This window comes from Streptomyces griseus subsp. griseus, assembly GCF_003610995.1.
In the GTDB taxonomy this organism is placed as follows: domain Bacteria; phylum Actinomycetota; class Actinomycetes; order Streptomycetales; family Streptomycetaceae; genus Streptomyces.
In genome coordinates this window covers 6,370,824-6,386,255 of record NZ_CP032543.1, presented here as the reverse complement: position 1 = coordinate 6,386,255, position 15,432 = coordinate 6,370,824, and the positions used below count along the sequence as shown (strand labels likewise).

Below are 15,432 nucleotides of genomic sequence, written 5' to 3'. Positions count from 1 at the left end.
CGTCCCGGCGAGCGGTTCTCCCCGCTTCCCCCTGACGGCCCCAGCCCTTCGCGTCCCCCGACGGCGAGCCCCCTCACGCCCGCGCGCACCCGGCCCGAGCGCCGCGTGCGGTGGGGCCCGTGCGCCATCCCCGGATCTCTCCTGACGATCTCACCGACGAGAGCAGGTTTCCATGGTCCGCGAACTCACCCATTTCATCGGCGGCAAGCACACGCCCGGCACCTCGGGCACGTACGGCGATGTCCACGACCCCAACACCGGCCGGGTCCAGGCCCGGGTGCCGCTGGCCGGCCGGTCCGAGACCGAGGCGGCCATCGCCGACGCGGCCGAGGCGCAGATCGATTGGGCCGAGTGGAACCCGCAGCGCCGGGCCCGTGTCCTGCTGCGCTTCCTCCAGCTGGTCGAGAAGGAGAAGGACTCCCTGGCCCGGCTGCTCTCCTCCGAGCACGGCAAGACCGTCGCCGACGCGCACGGCGACATCGCGCGCGGCCTGGACGTGGTGGAGTTCGCCGCCGGTGTCCCGCACCTGCTGAAGGGCGAGTTCAGCGACAACGCGGGCGCCGGGATCGACGTCCACTCGCTACGCCGGCCGCTCGGTGTGGTCGCGGGCATCACCCCGTTCAACTTCCCGGCGATGATCCCGCTCTGGAAGGCCGCACCGGCTCTGGCCTGCGGAAACGCCTTCATCCTCAAGCCGTCCGAACGGGACCCCTCGGTACCGCTGCGGCTGGCGGAACTGTTCCTTGAGGCAGGGCTTCCGCCCGGTGTCCTGAACGTCGTCAACGGCGGCAAGGAGGCCGTGGACACCCTGCTGGAGGACCCGCGCGTCAAGGCGCTCGGCTTCGTCGGCTCCACACCGATCGCCGCGCACATCTACGCCACGGCCGCCGCCCACGGCAAGCGGGCGCAGTGCTTCGGCGGGGCGAAGAACCACATGATCGTGATGCCGGACGCCGACCTGGACCAGGCGGTGGACGCCCTGATCGGCGCCGGGTACGGATCGGCGGGCGAGCGGTGCATGGCGATCTCGGTGGCCGTGCCGGTCGGTGAGGAGACCGCCGACGCACTGGTGGCCAAGCTCACCGAGCGGATCGCGGAGCTGCGGATCGGCCGCTCGGACGACCCGGACGCAGACTTCGGCCCGCTGGTGGGCCGGGACGCGGTGGACCGGGTGCGGGGCTATGTCGACCTCGGCATCGAGGAGGGCGCCGAACTCGTCGTCGACGGAAGGGACTTCGCCTTGGAGGGTCATGAGGACGGCTTCTTCGCCGGCGCTTCCCTCTTCGACCGGGTCACCCCGGACATGCGGATCTACCAGGAGGAGATCTTCGGCCCTGTCGTCTCCGTGGTCCGCGCCGCCGACTACGAGGAGGCCTTGCGCCTCCCTTCGGAGCATCCGTACGGCAACGGCGTCGCCCTCTTCACCCGCGACGGCGACATCGCCCGCGACTTCACCCGCCGGGTGGACACGGGCATGGTCGGCGTCAATGTGCCGATCCCCGTGCCGGTGGCGTACCACACGTTCGGCGGCTGGAAGCGGTCCGGCTTCGGCGACCTCAACCAGCACGGGCCGGACGCCATCCGCTTCTACACCCGTACGAAGACCGTCACTTCGCGCTGGCCCGCCTCCGGGATCCGGGACGGCGCGAGCTTCACGATTCCGACCATGGGATGACCGCCGTGACCACCCTGCTCAGCGACGACCAGCTCGCGGTCGTCGAGACGACACTCGACTTCGCCCAGGAACACCTGGCCCCGCACGCCGTGGCCTGGGACCAGGACAAGCACTTCCCCGTCGACGTTCTGCGGAAGGCGGCGGGCCTCGGCCTCGGAGGTGTGTACGTACGGGAGGACCTCGGCGGCTCCGAACTGTCCCGCTCCGACGGGGTCCTCGTCTTCGAGGCCCTCGCCACCGGCTGCCCGTCCGTCGCGGGCTATCTCTCCATCCACAACATGGTCGCCTGGATGGTCGACCGGTACGGCACCGAGGCCCAGCGCGGCCGGTACCTGCCCGAGCTGTGCACCATGGAGCAGCTGGGCAGTTACTGCCTGACCGAACCGGGCGCGGGCTCCGACGCGGCCGCACTCCGCACCCGCGCGGTGCGCGACGGCGATCACTACGTGCTGACGGGGACCAAGCAGTTCATCTCCGGCGCGGGCGCCACCCACCTCTACATCGTGCTGGCCCGCACCGGCGACAGCGGGCCCGGCGGGATCTCCGCGTTCCTCGTCGAACGGGACGACCCCGGGCTCTCGTTCGGGGCCAACGAGAAGAAGATGGGCTGGAACGCACAGCCCACCCGCCAGGTCCTGCTGGACGGGGTGCGCATCGCGGCGGACCGGCTGCTCGGGGCGGAGGGCGAGGGCTTCCGGATCGCCATGAACGGCCTCAACGGTGGCCGACTCGGCATCGCCGCCTGCTCGTTGGGAGGTGCGCAGAGCGCGCTGGACCGCTCGCTCGCCCATCTCGCGGACCGGGAGGCGTTCGGCGGCCCGCTGCTGGACGCCCAGGCGCTCCAGTTCCGGCTGGCCGACATGGCGACCGAACTCGCCGCCGCCCGAGCACTGGTGCGGCAGGCGGCCGAGGCGCTGGACCGGAAGGTGGGCGGGGCACCGGAGTTGTGCGCGATGGCCAAGCGCTTCGCCACCGACACCGGCTACTCGGTCGCGGACCGGGCGCTCCAGCTCCACGGCGGCTACGGCTATCTGGCCGAGTACGGCATCGAGAAGATCGTGCGGGACCTGCGGGTCCACCAGATCCTGGAAGGGACCAACGAGATCATGCGCGTCATTGTGGCCCGGAGCCTGACGGGAGCCCTGCGATGACCGAGGAGCTCGTACGGGTGCACACCGAAGGCCGTGCGGGGGTGGTGACCCTCAACCGGCCGGGGGCGCTCAACGCGCTCACCCACGCGATGGTGGAGACGATCGCGGCGGCGCTGGACCGGTGGGAGCACGACCCCGAGGTGGCGACGGTCGTCGTCACGGGGGCCGGGGAGCGCGGCCTGTGCGCGGGCGGCGACATCCGGTCCATCTACGAGGACGCCCGCGTCGGCGGCACGGCCTCGGCCGCGTTCTGGCGCGACGAGTACCGGCTGAACGCCCGGATCGCCCGCTATCCGAAGCCGTACGTCGCGGTCATGGACGGCATCGTGATGGGCGGCGGGGTCGGCGTCTCGGCACACGGCAGCGTCCGGATCGTCACCGAGCGGTCCAAGGTGGCCATGCCGGAGACCGGCATCGGCTTCGTGCCGGATGTCGGCGGCACCTATCTGCTGGCACTGGCCCCCGGTGAGCTGGGCACCCATCTCGCCCTGACGGGTGTGGTGGTGGGGGCCAGGGACACGCTGCTGTGCGGGCTGGCCGACCACTTCGTACCGCAGGAGGAGCTGCCCGCGTTCCTGGCCGGGCTGCGGACGGACCCGCCCGCCGAGGTGCTGCGCCGCCATGTCCGGGAAGCGCCTCCCGGGGTGCTGGAGGCCGACCGCACCTGGATCGACCACTGTTACGCGGCCGACACGGTCGAGGAGATCGTGGAGCGGCTGCTCGCCTCCGACGCCCCGGCGGCCGGTGAGGCGGCGGCCACGATCCTCGGCCGCTCGCCGACCGCGCTCAAGGTCACCCTCGCCGCACTGCGCCGGGCGCGCGAACTCGGGCCGCTGGAAAAGGTGCTGGAGCAGGAGTACCGCGTCTCGTGCGCGGCCCTCTCCTCCCCCGATCTGGTGGAGGGCATCCGGGCCCAGGTGATCGACAAGGACCGGACGCCGCACTGGTCGCCCGGCACGCTCGTGGAGGTCACGGACGCCGACGTGGCCCGGTACTTCGCTCCGACCGGCGACGAGGAACTCTCCCTCGCCGCAGACGACTCTCCGCAGGAGGTGCCCTGGTGACCACGACCGTCGCGTTCATCGGACTCGGCCACATGGGCGGCCCGATGGCCGCCAACCTCGTCCGCGCCGGGCACCGGGTGCTCGGCCACGACCTCGTCGATACGTGTCTGGCCGCCGCCGTGGCGAGCGGGGTGGAGCGGGCGAGGTCCGCCGCCGACGCGGCCGACAAGGCCGATGTGGTGATCACGATGCTGCCCGCCGGGCGCCACGTCCTCTCCCTGTACGGGCAGGAGGGGCTCCTCGAAGCGGCGCGCCCCGGCACCCTGTTCATCGACTGCTCCACCATCGATGTGGCCGACTCCCGGGCCGCCCACGCGGCAGCGGCGGCCCTCGGCCACCGGTCGCTGGACGCCCCGGTCTCCGGCGGGGTGGTGGGCGCCGAAGCGGGCACGCTGACCTTCATGGCCGGGGGTGAGGAGGGCGCCTTCGCGGAGGCCGAGCCGCTGCTGTCCGTGATGGGCAGGAAGGCGGTGCACTGCGGGTCGGGCGGCGCCGGGCAGGCGGCGAAGATCTGCAACAACATGATCCTCGGCGTCTCGATGATCGCCGTCAGCGAGGCGTTCGTCCTCGCCGAGAGCCTGGGCCTCTCCGACCAGGCGCTGTACGACGTGGCGTCGGCGGCCTCCGGCCAGTGCTGGGCGCTCACCGTCAACTGCCCGGTCCCCGGCCCGGTTCCGACGAGCCCGGCCAACCGGGACTACCGCCCCGGGTTCGCCGCGCCGCTGATGGCGAAGGATCTCGGGCTGGCGGCCAACGCTCTGCGCGCGGGCGGCATCGATGCCGAACTGGGCCTGCGAGCAGCTGAGATGTACGCCCGGTTCGCGGAAGGGGCCGGGGCGGACCAGGACTTCTCCGGGATCGTCCGGGCCATCCGGGCCGCTTCGTCGACCACCACCGATGCACAGGAAGGCACCACCGCGTGAGCGAGAACAGCGAGAGCGCGTCCACCTCGGGCCCGTACGGGACCATCCTGGTCGAACGCCGGGGCCGTACCGCCCTGCTCACCCTCAACCGCCCCAAGGCGCTCAACGCGCTGAGCCTGGACGTCATGCGGGAGACGGTCGAGGCGACCGAGGCCCTGGACCGGGACCCGGACGTCGGCTGCATCGTCATCACCGGCAGCGGGAACAAGGCGTTCGCGGCGGGGGCGGACATCAAGGAGATGCAGCCGCAGAGCTACATGGACATGTACCTCAGCGACTGGTTCACCGCCTGGGACCGGCTCGGCCAGCTCCGGACACCGACCGTCGCGGCTGTACGGGGCTACGCCCTGGGCGGCGGCTGCGAGTTGGCCATGCTGTGCGATGTGGTGATCGCCTCGGAGACGGCCGTCTTCGGGCAGCCGGAGATCCGGCTCGGGGTGATCCCCGGCATCGGCGGCTCCCAGCGGCTGACCCGGGCGGTCGGCAAGGCCAAGGCGATGGACCTCTGCCTCACCGGCCGGAACATGGGCGCCGAGGAGGCCGAACGGGCCGGACTCGTCTCCAGGATCGTCCCGGACACGGACCTGCTGGAGGAGGCGCTCGCCATCGCGGACACGGTCTCCGGCATGTCGGCGCCGGTCGCCATGATGGCGAAGGAGGCGGTGAACCGCGCCTTCGAGACGACGCTCGCCGAAGGCGTCCGTTTCGAACGCCGCCTGTTCCACGCGGTGTTCGCCACGGCCGACCAGAAGGAGGGCATGAAGGCGTTCACGGAGAAGCGGCCGGCGGAGTTCACCCACCGCTGAGGTCGTCCCTCGGGCCGTCGGCCTCGACCGGGTACGGCACATGCGTACGCCGGTCGGGGTCGACGGCCAGCCGGCCCCCGGCCGGGGGCCGGGCCCGCTGGGCGCAGTCCTGCCGTTCGCAGATCCGGCAGCCGAGCCCGATGGGGGTGGCCGACCGGGGGTCCTCCAGAGCCAGGCCCTCGGCGTACACCAGGCGGTGGGCGTGGCGGAGTTCGCAGCCGAGCGCGACGGCGAAGTCGGCCCGGGGCGCGCGGTGCCCGAACCCGCCGCGCGTCACGGTCCGGGCCACCCAGAAGTACCTTTTGCCGTCCGGCATCTCGGCGACCTGGGTGAGGATGCGGCCGGGCGCGGAGAACGCCTCGTACACCGTCCAGAGCGGGCAGGTGCCGCCGAGCCGGGAGAAGTGGAAGTCGCTGGCGGACTGCCGCTTGGAGATGTTGCCCGCCCGGTCGACGCGCAGGAACGAGAACGGCACGCCCCGGTCGCCGGTCCGCTGGAGGGTGGAGAGCCGGTGGCAGACGGTCTCGAAGCCGACGCCGAAGCGGGCCTGGAGCAGTTCGACGTCGTAGCGCAGCTCCTCGGCGGCCCGGTGGAAGGCGGTGTACGGCATGAGCAGGGCACCGGCGAAGTAGTTGGCGAGGCCGATCCTGGCCAGCCCCGCCGCCTGTTCGGAGGCGAGCTCACCGCCGGCGACCAGGGTGTCCAGCAGCGATCCGTGTTCCAGCAGGGCGAGTTGGGTGGCGAGCTGGAAGGCGCGCTGGGCCTCGCTGAGCCACGGGGAGAGCATCAGCAGCCCGCTGTCGGGGTCGAACCGGCGGGCGTCGGTGGCCCGTTCGCGGTCGGCGGTGACGGCGGTGATGCCATGGCGGGCGGCGAGGCGGTCCTTCAGGGCGTCGGCGGCGCGGCCCGCCGATCCCCTACCGAGGTCGGTCGCCGTGCGCTCGGCGACGGTGTCCAGGGCGCCGAAGTGGTTGTGGTGGGCGTAGAAGAAGTCCCGTACCTCGTCGTGGGGTTCGGCGGTGAGGAGCGACTCGCCGTCGTGGGGCGGGGCGAGGGCGACGACGCGTTCGGCCGCGTCCCGGTAGCGGTGGTGCAGGGCCACGAGGGCGCGAGCCACCTCCGGGTGGTCGCGGGCCACATCGGCGGCCTCCTCCAAGGGGACCTGGGTCCCGCAGGCCTCGTCGCCGAGAGCGGCTCGCAGGTCGGTGGCGAGGCGCTCCTCGTCGGCCTCGGAGAAGAACTCCGGGTCGACGCCGAAGACCTCCGCGATCCGTAGCAGGACCGGCGCGGTCAGCGGGCGGCGGCTGTGCTCGATCTGGTTGAGGTAGCTGGTGGAGAGGCCCAGTGCGCGGGCCAGCTCCACCTGGTTCATCCCGCGCTCACGGCGCAGCCGCCGCAGCTTGGCGTGGGCGTAGATCTTGCGTCCGGCAGGCCGTCCCATGGCGTCGGCGCTCCTCTCCCCCGCCCCCGCCTCCGCTCCGAGGCGCTCTGCGAAAGTAGCATCCGCATCTTTTGCAGCATTCGCAGATTCGCAGCTCAGGGCTGTACGGATTGTGCACAGTGGACCGGTCGCATCGGGGGCCGGAGCGGGGAAAGCTCCTTCCGTACGGCACCACCGACGTTGCGAGGAGCCCCGTGATCCACCACCACGTCCGCGTCCACCCCAGCGCCGACCGGCTGCCCCGTGAGGAGCAGCTCGCCTGGAAGCTGGCGGCCGTCGCGACCGGGACCCAGGACGCCGCCGGCCTCGATCCGCAGGCGGCTGCCATGGCCGTCAACCGGGTCGTCGACAACGCCTCCGTCGCCGTGGCCTCCCTGCTGCGCCGCCCGGTCGCGGTCGCCCGCGGCCAGGCCCTGGCCCACCGCGCCACCCCGGGAGCGACGGTGTTCGGCGCGGCCCCCGGCGTACGGGTCTCCCCCGAGTGGGCGGCCTGGGCGAACGGCACGGCCGTAAGGGAGCTGGACTTCCACGACACGTTCCTGGCGGCGGACTACTCACACCCCGGGGACAACATCCCGCCGCTGCTCGCCGTGGCCCAGCACACCGGGCGCAGCGGTGCTGAGCTGCTGCGCGGGATCGTCGCCGCGTACGAGATCCATGTGGCGCTGGTGCGGGCCATCTGCCTGCACGAGCACCGCATCGACCATGTGGCCCACCTGAGCGCGGCCACCGCGTGCGGGCTCGGCGCGCTGCTGGGGCTGGACACGGGGACGACGTACCAGGCGGTCCAGCAGGCGGTGCACACGACGACGGCGACCCGGCAGTCCCGCAAGGGCGAGATCTCCAGCTGGAAGGCGTTCGCCCCGGCGTTCGCGGGCAAGGCGGCGATCGAGGCGGTGGACCGGGCGATGCGCGGCGAGGGGTCGCCGTCGCCGGTCTACGAGGGCGAGGACGGGTTCCTCGCCCGGATGCTGGACGGCCCGGACGCGGCGTACACGGTGGGGCTGCCGGAGCCGGGGGAGGCGCGGCGCGCGATCCTGGACACGTACACGAAGGAGCACTCCGCCGAGTACCAGGCGCAGGCGGTCATCGATCTGGCGCGGCGGCTGCGGGAGCGGACGGGCCCGACGGAGAAGATCCGGTCGATCGTGCTGCACACCAGCCACCACACGCACCAGGTGATCGGTTCCGGTTCGGGCGACCCGCAGAAGTACGACCCCACGGCGAGCCGCGAGACGCTGGACCACTCGGTGCCGTACATCTTCGCGGTGGCGCTGGAGGACGGCGTCTGGCACCACGAGCGGTCCTACGCCCCCGAGCGGGCGCAGCGGCCGGGGACGGGTGAGCTGTGGCGGCGGATCTCCACGGTGGAGGACCCGGAGTGGACAAGCCGCTACCACGACCCGGACCCGGAGCGGCGGGCCTTCGGCGGGCGGGCCGTGGTGACGCTGGTGGACGGCACGGTGATCGAGGACGAGCTGGCGGTGGCGGACGCCCACCCGGCGGGGGCCCGGCCGTTCGACCGTTCGGGGTACGTGGCGAAGTTCCGTACGCTCGCGGAGGGCATCGTGGCCGCCCCGGACCAGGATCGTTTCCTGACGGCGGCCGAGGGGCTCGCGGAGCTGCCGGCGGACGGTCTGGACGCGCTGCTCCCGGCCGTGGACACGGAGGCGGTCGCCGCCTTCGACGCGGGCCTGCCGAAGGGGCTGTTCTGATGCTGCACACGCGTACGACTCCGGCCGGGCGCCGCCGCGCCTTCCGCGAGCAGCTGGCTTCCGGGCGGCTGGCGCGGATGCCGGGCGCGGTCAACCCGTACTCGGCGCGGCTGATCCAGGAGGCCGGGTTCGAGGCGGTGTATCTGTCAGGGGCGGTCCTCGCCGCCGAACTGGCCCTCCCCGACCTCGGGTTGACGTCGTCCACCGAGATCGCTGCGCGGGCGCAGCAGATCGCCCGGGTCACGGATCTGCCGGCCCTGATCGACGCGGACACCGGGTTCGGCGAGCCCATGAACGCGGCCCGCACGGTGCAGTTGATGGAGGACGCGGGGTTGGCCGGACTGCATCTGGAGGACCAGGTCAACCCCAAGCGGTGCGGCCATCTGGACGGCAAGACGCTGGTGGGGCGCGCGGAGATGGTCCGTAAGGTGCGGGCCGCCGTGGATGCCCGCCGTGATCCGGACTTCCTGCTCATGGCCCGTACCGACGCCCGGGGCCCGGAGGGTCTGGCGGCGGCGATCGACCGTGCGAAGGCGTACGTGGACGCGGGCGCCGACGCCGTGTTCCCTGAGGCGCTCGCGGACGAGAGCGAGTTCGAGGCGTTCCGGGCCGCTGTCGACGTACCGCTGCTGGCCAACATGACCGAGTTCGGCAAAGGCCCGCTGCTGGACGCGGCGACGCTGGAGAACCTCGGCTACAACATCGCGCTCTACCCCGTGACCCTCTTCCGCCTCGCGATGGGCGCGGTGGAGGACGGGCTGCGGACCCTGGCCGCCGACGGCACCCAACAGGCCCTGCTCCCCCGGATGCAGACGCGTTCGCGGCTGTACGAGGTGCTCGGTTACGAGGAGTACGGCGCGTTCGACTCGGCGGTCTTCGACTTCACGCTGCCGCCGGGCGCCTGACCGCCCCGCCCTTCTCCGCTCTCTCCGTACGCCTGGAGGTTCACCATGCCCGCATCCGCCACCCCCGAGATCCACCGGGGTCTCGCCGGGGTCGCCGTCGACACCACCGCCATCTCCACCGTCATTCAGGAGACCAACTCCCTCACCTACCGGGGCTATCCGGTCCAGGACCTCGCCGCGCGCTGCTCCTTCGAGGAGGTGGCGTACCTCCTCCGGTACGGTGAGCTGCCCGACGCGGCCGAGCTGGCGTCGTTCGAGGCGCGCGAGCGCGCGCTGCGGCCGCTGGACCGCACCACCGCCGAGCTGCTGGCCCGGCTGCCGGAGACCTGCCACCCGATGGACGTGCTGCGGACGGCGGTGAGCTTCTTCGGCTCCGAGGACCCCACCGAGGAGGACGACAGCACCGCCGCCCACCACGCCAAGTCCCTGGCCCTGCTGGCCAAGTTGCCGGTCGTCGTGGCCGACGACCACCGGCGGCGCCACGGGCTCGCCCCCGTACCGCCCGATCCTTCGCTCGGGTACGCGGAGAACTTCTTCCACATGTGCTTCGGGAGCGTGCCGGACCCGGAGGTGGTGCGCTGCTTCGAGATCTCGCTGATCCTCTACGCCGAGCACAGCTTCAACGCCTCGACGTTCACCGCCCGGGTCGTCACCTCCACCCTCTCCGATCTGTACAGCGCGGTGACGGCGGCGATCGGGGCGCTGAAGGGGCCGCTGCACGGCGGGGCCAACGAGGCCGTGATGCACATGCTCAACGAGATCGGTGATCCCGACCGGGCGGAGGCGTGGCTGGACGAGGCGCTGAGCGCCCGGCGGAAGATCATGGGGTTCGGCCACCGGGTCTACCGCCACGGCGACTCCCGCGTACCGATCATGCAGGAGGCCACCGACCGGCTGGTGGCGCGGGCGGGCGACCCGGAGGTGACCCGGCTGGCCACCCTGCACGCCGCGCTCCGCCACGCCATGATCAGCCGCAAGGGCATCCATCCCAACCTGGACTACCCGGCGGGGCTCGCGTACCACCTGATGGGGTTCGACATCGCGGCCTTCACCCCGATCTTCGTGATGAGCCGGATCACCGGATGGACCGCGCACATCAGCGAGCAGCTGGAGCACAACGCGCTGATCCGCCCACTCGGCGTCTACAACGGGCCTGACCAGCGGACCGTCCCCGCGCACACCCGCGCGTGAACGGGGGATGATCGACGCCCCGGCGTGCGTTATAGCCAGGTGTGTCCGGCTCATCACCGAGCCGGGCCGGGGAAACTGGAGCTGGAGGCGGCGCTGTGCACGGTGAGTACAAGGTTCCCGGCGGCAAGCTGGTCGTGGTGGACCTGGATGTGGAGGGCGGGGCGCTGCGGAACGTCCGCGTGGCCGGGGACTTCTTCCTCGAACCGGACGAGGCGATCCTGGCGATCGACGCGGCGCTGGAGGGCGCTGCGGCCACCACGGACACGGCGGGTCTCGCGGCCCGGATCGAGGCGGCGCTCCCCGACTCCACGGTGATGCTCGGGCTGAGCGCGGAGGGCGTCGCCATCGCCGTACGCCGGGCGCTGGCGCAGGCCACGGAGTGGAGCGACTACGACTGGCAGCTGATCCACGACGCGCCGCAGTCGCCGGCGCTGCACATGGCGCTGGACGAGGTCATCACCGCCGAGGTGGCGGCGGGGACGCGGCCGCCGACGCTGCGGGTCTGGGAGTGGGACTCCCCCGCCGTGATCATCGGCAGCTTCCAGTCGCTGCGCAACGAGGTCGACCCGGCGGGTGTGGAGCGGCACGGCGTGAACGTCGTACGCCGGATCTCCGGCGGCGGCGCGATGTTCGCCGAGCCCAGCTCCACCATCACCTACTCGCTGGCCGTCCCGCAGTCCCTCGTCTCCGGGCTCTCCTTCGCCGACAGCTACGCCTATCTGGACGACTGGGTCCTCGAAGCGCTCGCGGACATGGGCATCAAGGCGTGGTACCAGCCGCTCAACGACATCGCCACCGAGATCGGCAAGATCGCCGGGGCGGCGCAGAAGCGGGTGGTGGGGCCGGACGGCGGGCCGGGGGCCGTGCTGCACCACGTGACGATGGCGTACGACATCGACGCCGACAAGATGCTGGAGGTGCTCCGTATCGGCAAGGAGAAGATGTCGGACAAGGGCACCAAGTCGGCGAAGAAGCGCGTCGACCCGCTGCGGCGGCAGACCGGCCTGCCGCGCCAGGCCGTGATCGACCGCATGATCGAGTCGTTCCGCAAGCGCCACGGGCTGACCGAGGGCGGTGTGACGGAGGCGGAGCTGGCGCGCGCCGAGGAGCTCGTCCGGACGAAGTTCGCCACACCGGAGTGGACGGCCCGGGTGCCGTAGGGCGTTCTCCGCGGGCCCGCATACTGGGAGGCATGGACAGAGCGCAGTCAGGATCCGGGGTACGGGAACGGCTCGGGCGGTCCCTGTTCTCCCGGGTGGCGGGGCCCTCCGGCCCGGAGAACCGGGCCCGGATCCACGGCACCCCCGGCCCCCGCTGGTTCGGCCCGGACCGGCCGGTGCGCCGGGTGCACGGGGACGCGTCCATGTTCATCGGCGGGCTGCGCGCCCTGCTCCTCCAGTCGCTGCACCCCCTCGCCATGGCCGCCGTCGCGGGCCATTCGGGGTTCAAGGGTGACCCGTGGGGGCGGCTCCAGCGGACGAGCACGTTTCTCGCGGTGACCACGTTCGGCACGGCCGAGCACGCTCAGGAGGCGGTGGACCGGGTACGTTCCGTGCACGAGCGGGTGCGCGGGATCGCGCCGTCCGGGGAGCCGTACCACGCGGCCGATCCGCACCTCCTGTGCTGGGTGCACATCGCCGAGGTGGACAGCTTCCTCCGGGCCCACCAGCGGTACGGGGCGCAGCCGTTGGACGGTGCCGGGTGTGACGGGTACATCCACGACATGGCGACGGTGGCCCAGGCCCTCGGCGTCCCCGACCCGCCGCACGACCGGGCGGAGCTGGCCGAGCGGATCGCCGCCTACCGCCCGGAGCTGCGCGCCACCGACGAGGCCCTGGACGCGGCCCGCTTCATCCTGCTGCACCCGCCGCTGCCCTGGCCCGCCCGTCCCCCGTACGCCGTACTCGCGGCCAACGCCGTGGCCGCGCTCCCCCCGTGGTCCCGGGAGCCGCTGCGGCTGCCCCGGGTGCCGGGCGTCGAGGAGGTCTGCGTACGCCCGGCCGGGAAGGTTCTGACCCGGACCATCCGGTGGGCGATGACCCCGCCGCCCACGCCCGCCTGAACCGGTGACGGCGAGAGCCCCGCTACGGAAGGGCCTCGGAGCCTGGCGGCGGCCCTCCCGCAGCGGGGCGGTCTGTCGCGACAGCGAGGCTGTCGGCCCGGTTACTTGGGCATCAGCACCGTGTCGATGATGTAGACGGTGGCGTTGGCGGTCGGCACGTTGCCGCAGACCACGTTGGCGCTGTCGTTGACCTTGTACGACTCACCGGAGCCGGACGTGGTCAGCGTGCTCTTCTGGAGGGTGTCGAAGGTGCCGCTCTCCAGCTGCTGCGGGGTGAGCTTCTCGCCCACGACGTGGTAGGTGAGGATCTTGGTGAGCATGTCCTTGTCGTTGAGGACGGCATCCAGGTCGGCCTTCGGGATCTTGGCGAAGGCGTCGTTGGTCGGCGCGAACACCGTGATGTTCTCGGCGTTGTTGAGGGTGTCGACCAGACCGGCCTTCTGCACGGCGGTGACGAGCGTGGAGAGCGCCGGGTTGTTGGACGCGGCGGTGGCGACCGGGTCCTTGGCCATACCGTCGAAGCTGCCCGCCCCGTCCTTCGGGACGCCGGCGCAGGCCGGGCCGAACGGCTTGTCCGTCATGGCGTCGTCACCGGCGGCCGGCTTCGACTCCTCGGGGGTGGAGCCCGCGGCGGAGGAGCTGTCGGAGGCCTTGTCCGAACCGGAGTCCGAACAGGCGGTCAGCGTCAGGGGCAGCATCACAGCGGCGACGACGGCGACGGCTGCACGGCGGTGGCGAAGGGCGTTCATGGAGTTCTCCTGAATCGTTCGTAACGGGAAATGAGAGGAAGTGGTGCGACGGGTAGGTCTGTTGGGGTGGGGTCAGTCGACGGTGACCACGACCGAGTGCCAGCCACTGGCACCGTCCGGGACGGTCTTGGTGCGCTTCTCGGTCTGCACCTCGCCCGTGCCGTCGGTGGCGCGGACGGTGAGGGTGTGGCCACCGGCGGTGGCCTTCCAGGGGTAGGACCACTGGCGCCAGGTGTCGACGGTGTCCTGTTCGGCCAGCTGGGCCGGGCGCCACGGGCCGTCGTCGACGCGGATCTCGACCTTCTCGATCCCGCGGTGCTGGGCCCAGGCCACCCCGGCCACCATGACCGTGCCGGCCTCGGGGCGCCCGAAGGGCTTGGGGGTGTCGATCCGGGACTGGGTCTTGATGGGGGCCTTGCGGGCCCACTTGCGCTTCACCCAGTACGCGTCGTAGTCGTCGAACGTGGTGAGTTCGATGTCCTCGATCCACTTGCAGGCCGAGACGTATCCGTACAGGCCGGGGACGAGCATGCGGACGGGGAACCCGTGGACGAAGGGGAGCGGTTCGCCGTTCATACCGACGGCGAGCATCGCGTCCCGGCCGTCCATGACGTCCTCGACGGGGGTGCCGAGCGTCATGCCGTCGACCGAGCGGGCGATGATCTGGTCCGCCTTCCCGCCCCGCGACGGCGGCTTGACGCCCGCCTCCTTGAGCAGGTCGGCCAGGCGTACGCCGATCCACCTGGCGTGGCCGATGTAGGGGCCGCCGACCTCGTTGGAGACGCAGCAGAGGGTGATCTCGCGTTCGATCAGGGGGCGGTCCAGCAGGTCCTGGTAGGTGAATTCCAGGTCGCGGCGTACGCCCTTGCCGTGGATGCGCAGGCGCCAGCTGTTCGCGTCGACCTTGGGGACCGCCAAGGCGGTGTCCACACGGTAGAACTTGTTGTTGGGGGTGGTGAACGGGGGCAGGCCCGGCACCCGCAGCTGTGCCCCGGCCGGGATCGGCTCGGCGGGCGAGGCGGGGGCGGGCAGCTTGACGGCATCGCGGGAGGCGACGGCGTCCTGGGCGCTGCGGCCGTTGAGTGTCCGGCCGACCGCTCCCACCACGGTGGAGGCGGCGGCCGCGGCGGTGGCGGCGATCAGGAAGCCCCGCCGGTCCCAGCCGCTCTCCTCGGGCGCCTCCTGCTCCTGCCCCGCGATCCGGCGCGGGCTGGTGAGCCTGCCGATGAGGACGTACAGCAGGACGGCCCCGGCGACCGCGCCGACCAGCGACGGCAGTGCGTCGGTGATACCCGTGGAGTCAGGGCGGCTGACGGCCGAGGCGGCGCCGACCACTCCGAACGCCAGGACGGCGGCGGAGCCCGTACGGCGGTGGCGCAGCGCCAACAGGCCTACGGCGAGGGCGAAGAGGGCGAGCGTCACGACGATGCCGAGTTGCAGGACGAGCTTGTCGTTCTCGCCGAAGTTCCGGATGGCGAAGTCCTTCACCCCGGCGGGCGTCCGGTCGATGGCCGCTCCGCCGACCGCCGTCACGGGACTCGACTCGGGCCTGACGGCGGCCGAGACGAGTTCGGCGACGGTCAGGGCGGCGAATCCGGCCAGCAGTCCGCTCAGGGCTGCGAGCGTTCCGCGGGTCAGGGCTGTCCGGGTGATCCTCACGGTCGTCATTCGGAGCCGTGGGGCGGGCGGATTGGTCGATCACCCGATCACGTGAAACCCGAGGGTTCACCTGCGGTGGGTGCGCGTACCG

The 15,432-nt window shown here is 72.1% G+C and carries 13 protein-coding genes; 10 read left to right on the top strand and 3 right to left on the bottom strand.

The features are described from left to right. Window positions 1-172: 172 nt before the first annotated feature. Genes D6270_RS28670 through D6270_RS28650 form a run of 5 tightly spaced genes read left to right on the top strand, consistent with a single transcriptional unit; the run spans window position 173 to window position 5,619 of the window. Window positions 173-1,675: a CoA-acylating methylmalonate-semialdehyde dehydrogenase gene (locus D6270_RS28670; protein ID WP_109162795.1), complete on the top strand. Its 1,503-nt coding sequence runs from the start codon at window positions 173-175 to the stop codon at window positions 1,673-1,675. Beyond that, the gene (locus tag D6270_RS28665) at window positions 1,672-2,826 is read left to right on the top strand and encodes an acyl-CoA dehydrogenase family protein (protein WP_109162796.1); all 1,155 of its coding nucleotides are present in this window, start codon (window positions 1,672-1,674) and stop codon (window positions 2,824-2,826) included. Before D6270_RS28670 ends, D6270_RS28665 begins: the two co-directional genes overlap by 4 nt. Next, complete coding sequence (locus D6270_RS28660) at window positions 2,823-3,890, top strand: enoyl-CoA hydratase/isomerase family protein (protein WP_109162797.1); 1,068 nt, start codon at window positions 2,823-2,825, stop codon at window positions 3,888-3,890. The genes D6270_RS28665 and D6270_RS28660 overlap by 4 nt, the downstream gene beginning before the upstream one ends. Then, window positions 3,887-4,813 (top strand): 3-hydroxyisobutyrate dehydrogenase, encoded by a 927-nt coding sequence (gene mmsB / locus D6270_RS28655; RefSeq protein WP_109162798.1) that lies wholly within the window; start codon window positions 3,887-3,889, stop codon window positions 4,811-4,813. The genes D6270_RS28660 and mmsB overlap by 4 nt, the downstream gene beginning before the upstream one ends. Beyond that, on the top strand, window positions 4,810-5,619 hold the full coding sequence (locus tag D6270_RS28650) for an enoyl-CoA hydratase (RefSeq protein WP_109162799.1): 810 nt from the start codon (window positions 4,810-4,812) through the stop codon (window positions 5,617-5,619). Before mmsB ends, D6270_RS28650 begins: the two co-directional genes overlap by 4 nt. Here the strand turns inward: D6270_RS28650 and D6270_RS28645 are convergent. Then, window positions 5,606-7,060: a short-chain fatty acyl-CoA regulator family protein gene (locus D6270_RS28645; RefSeq protein ID WP_109162800.1), complete on the bottom strand. Its 1,455-nt coding sequence runs from the start codon at window positions 7,058-7,060 to the stop codon at window positions 5,606-5,608. The genes D6270_RS28650 and D6270_RS28645 overlap by 14 nt on opposite strands. A 194-nt stretch (window positions 7,061-7,254) precedes the next feature. Here D6270_RS28645 and D6270_RS28640 point away from each other — a divergent pair, with 194 nt between their 5' ends. The 5 genes from D6270_RS28640 (at window position 7,255) to D6270_RS28620 (ending at window position 12,933) form a co-directional block, all read left to right on the top strand. Continuing rightward, window positions 7,255-8,775, top strand: a complete 1,521-nt coding sequence (locus D6270_RS28640; protein WP_109162801.1) for an MmgE/PrpD family protein — start codon at window positions 7,255-7,257, stop codon at window positions 8,773-8,775. Continuing rightward, window positions 8,775-9,680, top strand: coding sequence for a methylisocitrate lyase (prpB, locus tag D6270_RS28635; RefSeq protein WP_109162802.1), 906 nt, complete (start codon window positions 8,775-8,777; stop codon window positions 9,678-9,680). Before D6270_RS28640 ends, prpB begins: the two co-directional genes overlap by 1 nt. 45 nt (window positions 9,681-9,725) lie before the next feature. Then, a complete protein-coding gene (locus D6270_RS28630) occupies window positions 9,726-10,871 on the top strand; it encodes a bifunctional 2-methylcitrate synthase/citrate synthase (protein WP_109162803.1) in 1,146 nt (381 codons plus the stop codon). Window positions 10,872-10,966: 95 nt separating this feature from the next. After that, the gene (locus tag D6270_RS28625) at window positions 10,967-12,031 is read left to right on the top strand and encodes a lipoate-protein ligase LplAB (RefSeq protein WP_109162804.1); all 1,065 of its coding nucleotides are present in this window, start codon (window positions 10,967-10,969) and stop codon (window positions 12,029-12,031) included. A gap of 32 nt (window positions 12,032-12,063) precedes the next feature. Beyond that, on the top strand, window positions 12,064-12,933 hold the full coding sequence (locus D6270_RS28620; RefSeq protein ID WP_109162805.1) for an oxygenase MpaB family protein: 870 nt from the start codon (window positions 12,064-12,066) through the stop codon (window positions 12,931-12,933). Window positions 12,934-13,034: 101 nt separating this feature from the next. On the opposite strand, the gene D6270_RS28615 is transcribed toward D6270_RS28620, so the two are convergent. Continuing rightward, a complete protein-coding gene (locus tag D6270_RS28615; RefSeq protein WP_109162806.1) occupies window positions 13,035-13,682 on the bottom strand; it encodes a fasciclin domain-containing protein in 648 nt (215 codons plus the stop codon). A gap of 72 nt (window positions 13,683-13,754) precedes the next feature. Further along, window positions 13,755-15,350: a molybdopterin-dependent oxidoreductase gene (locus D6270_RS28610; protein WP_109162807.1), complete on the bottom strand. Its 1,596-nt coding sequence runs from the start codon at window positions 15,348-15,350 to the stop codon at window positions 13,755-13,757. Window positions 15,351-15,432: the final 82 nt, after the last annotated feature.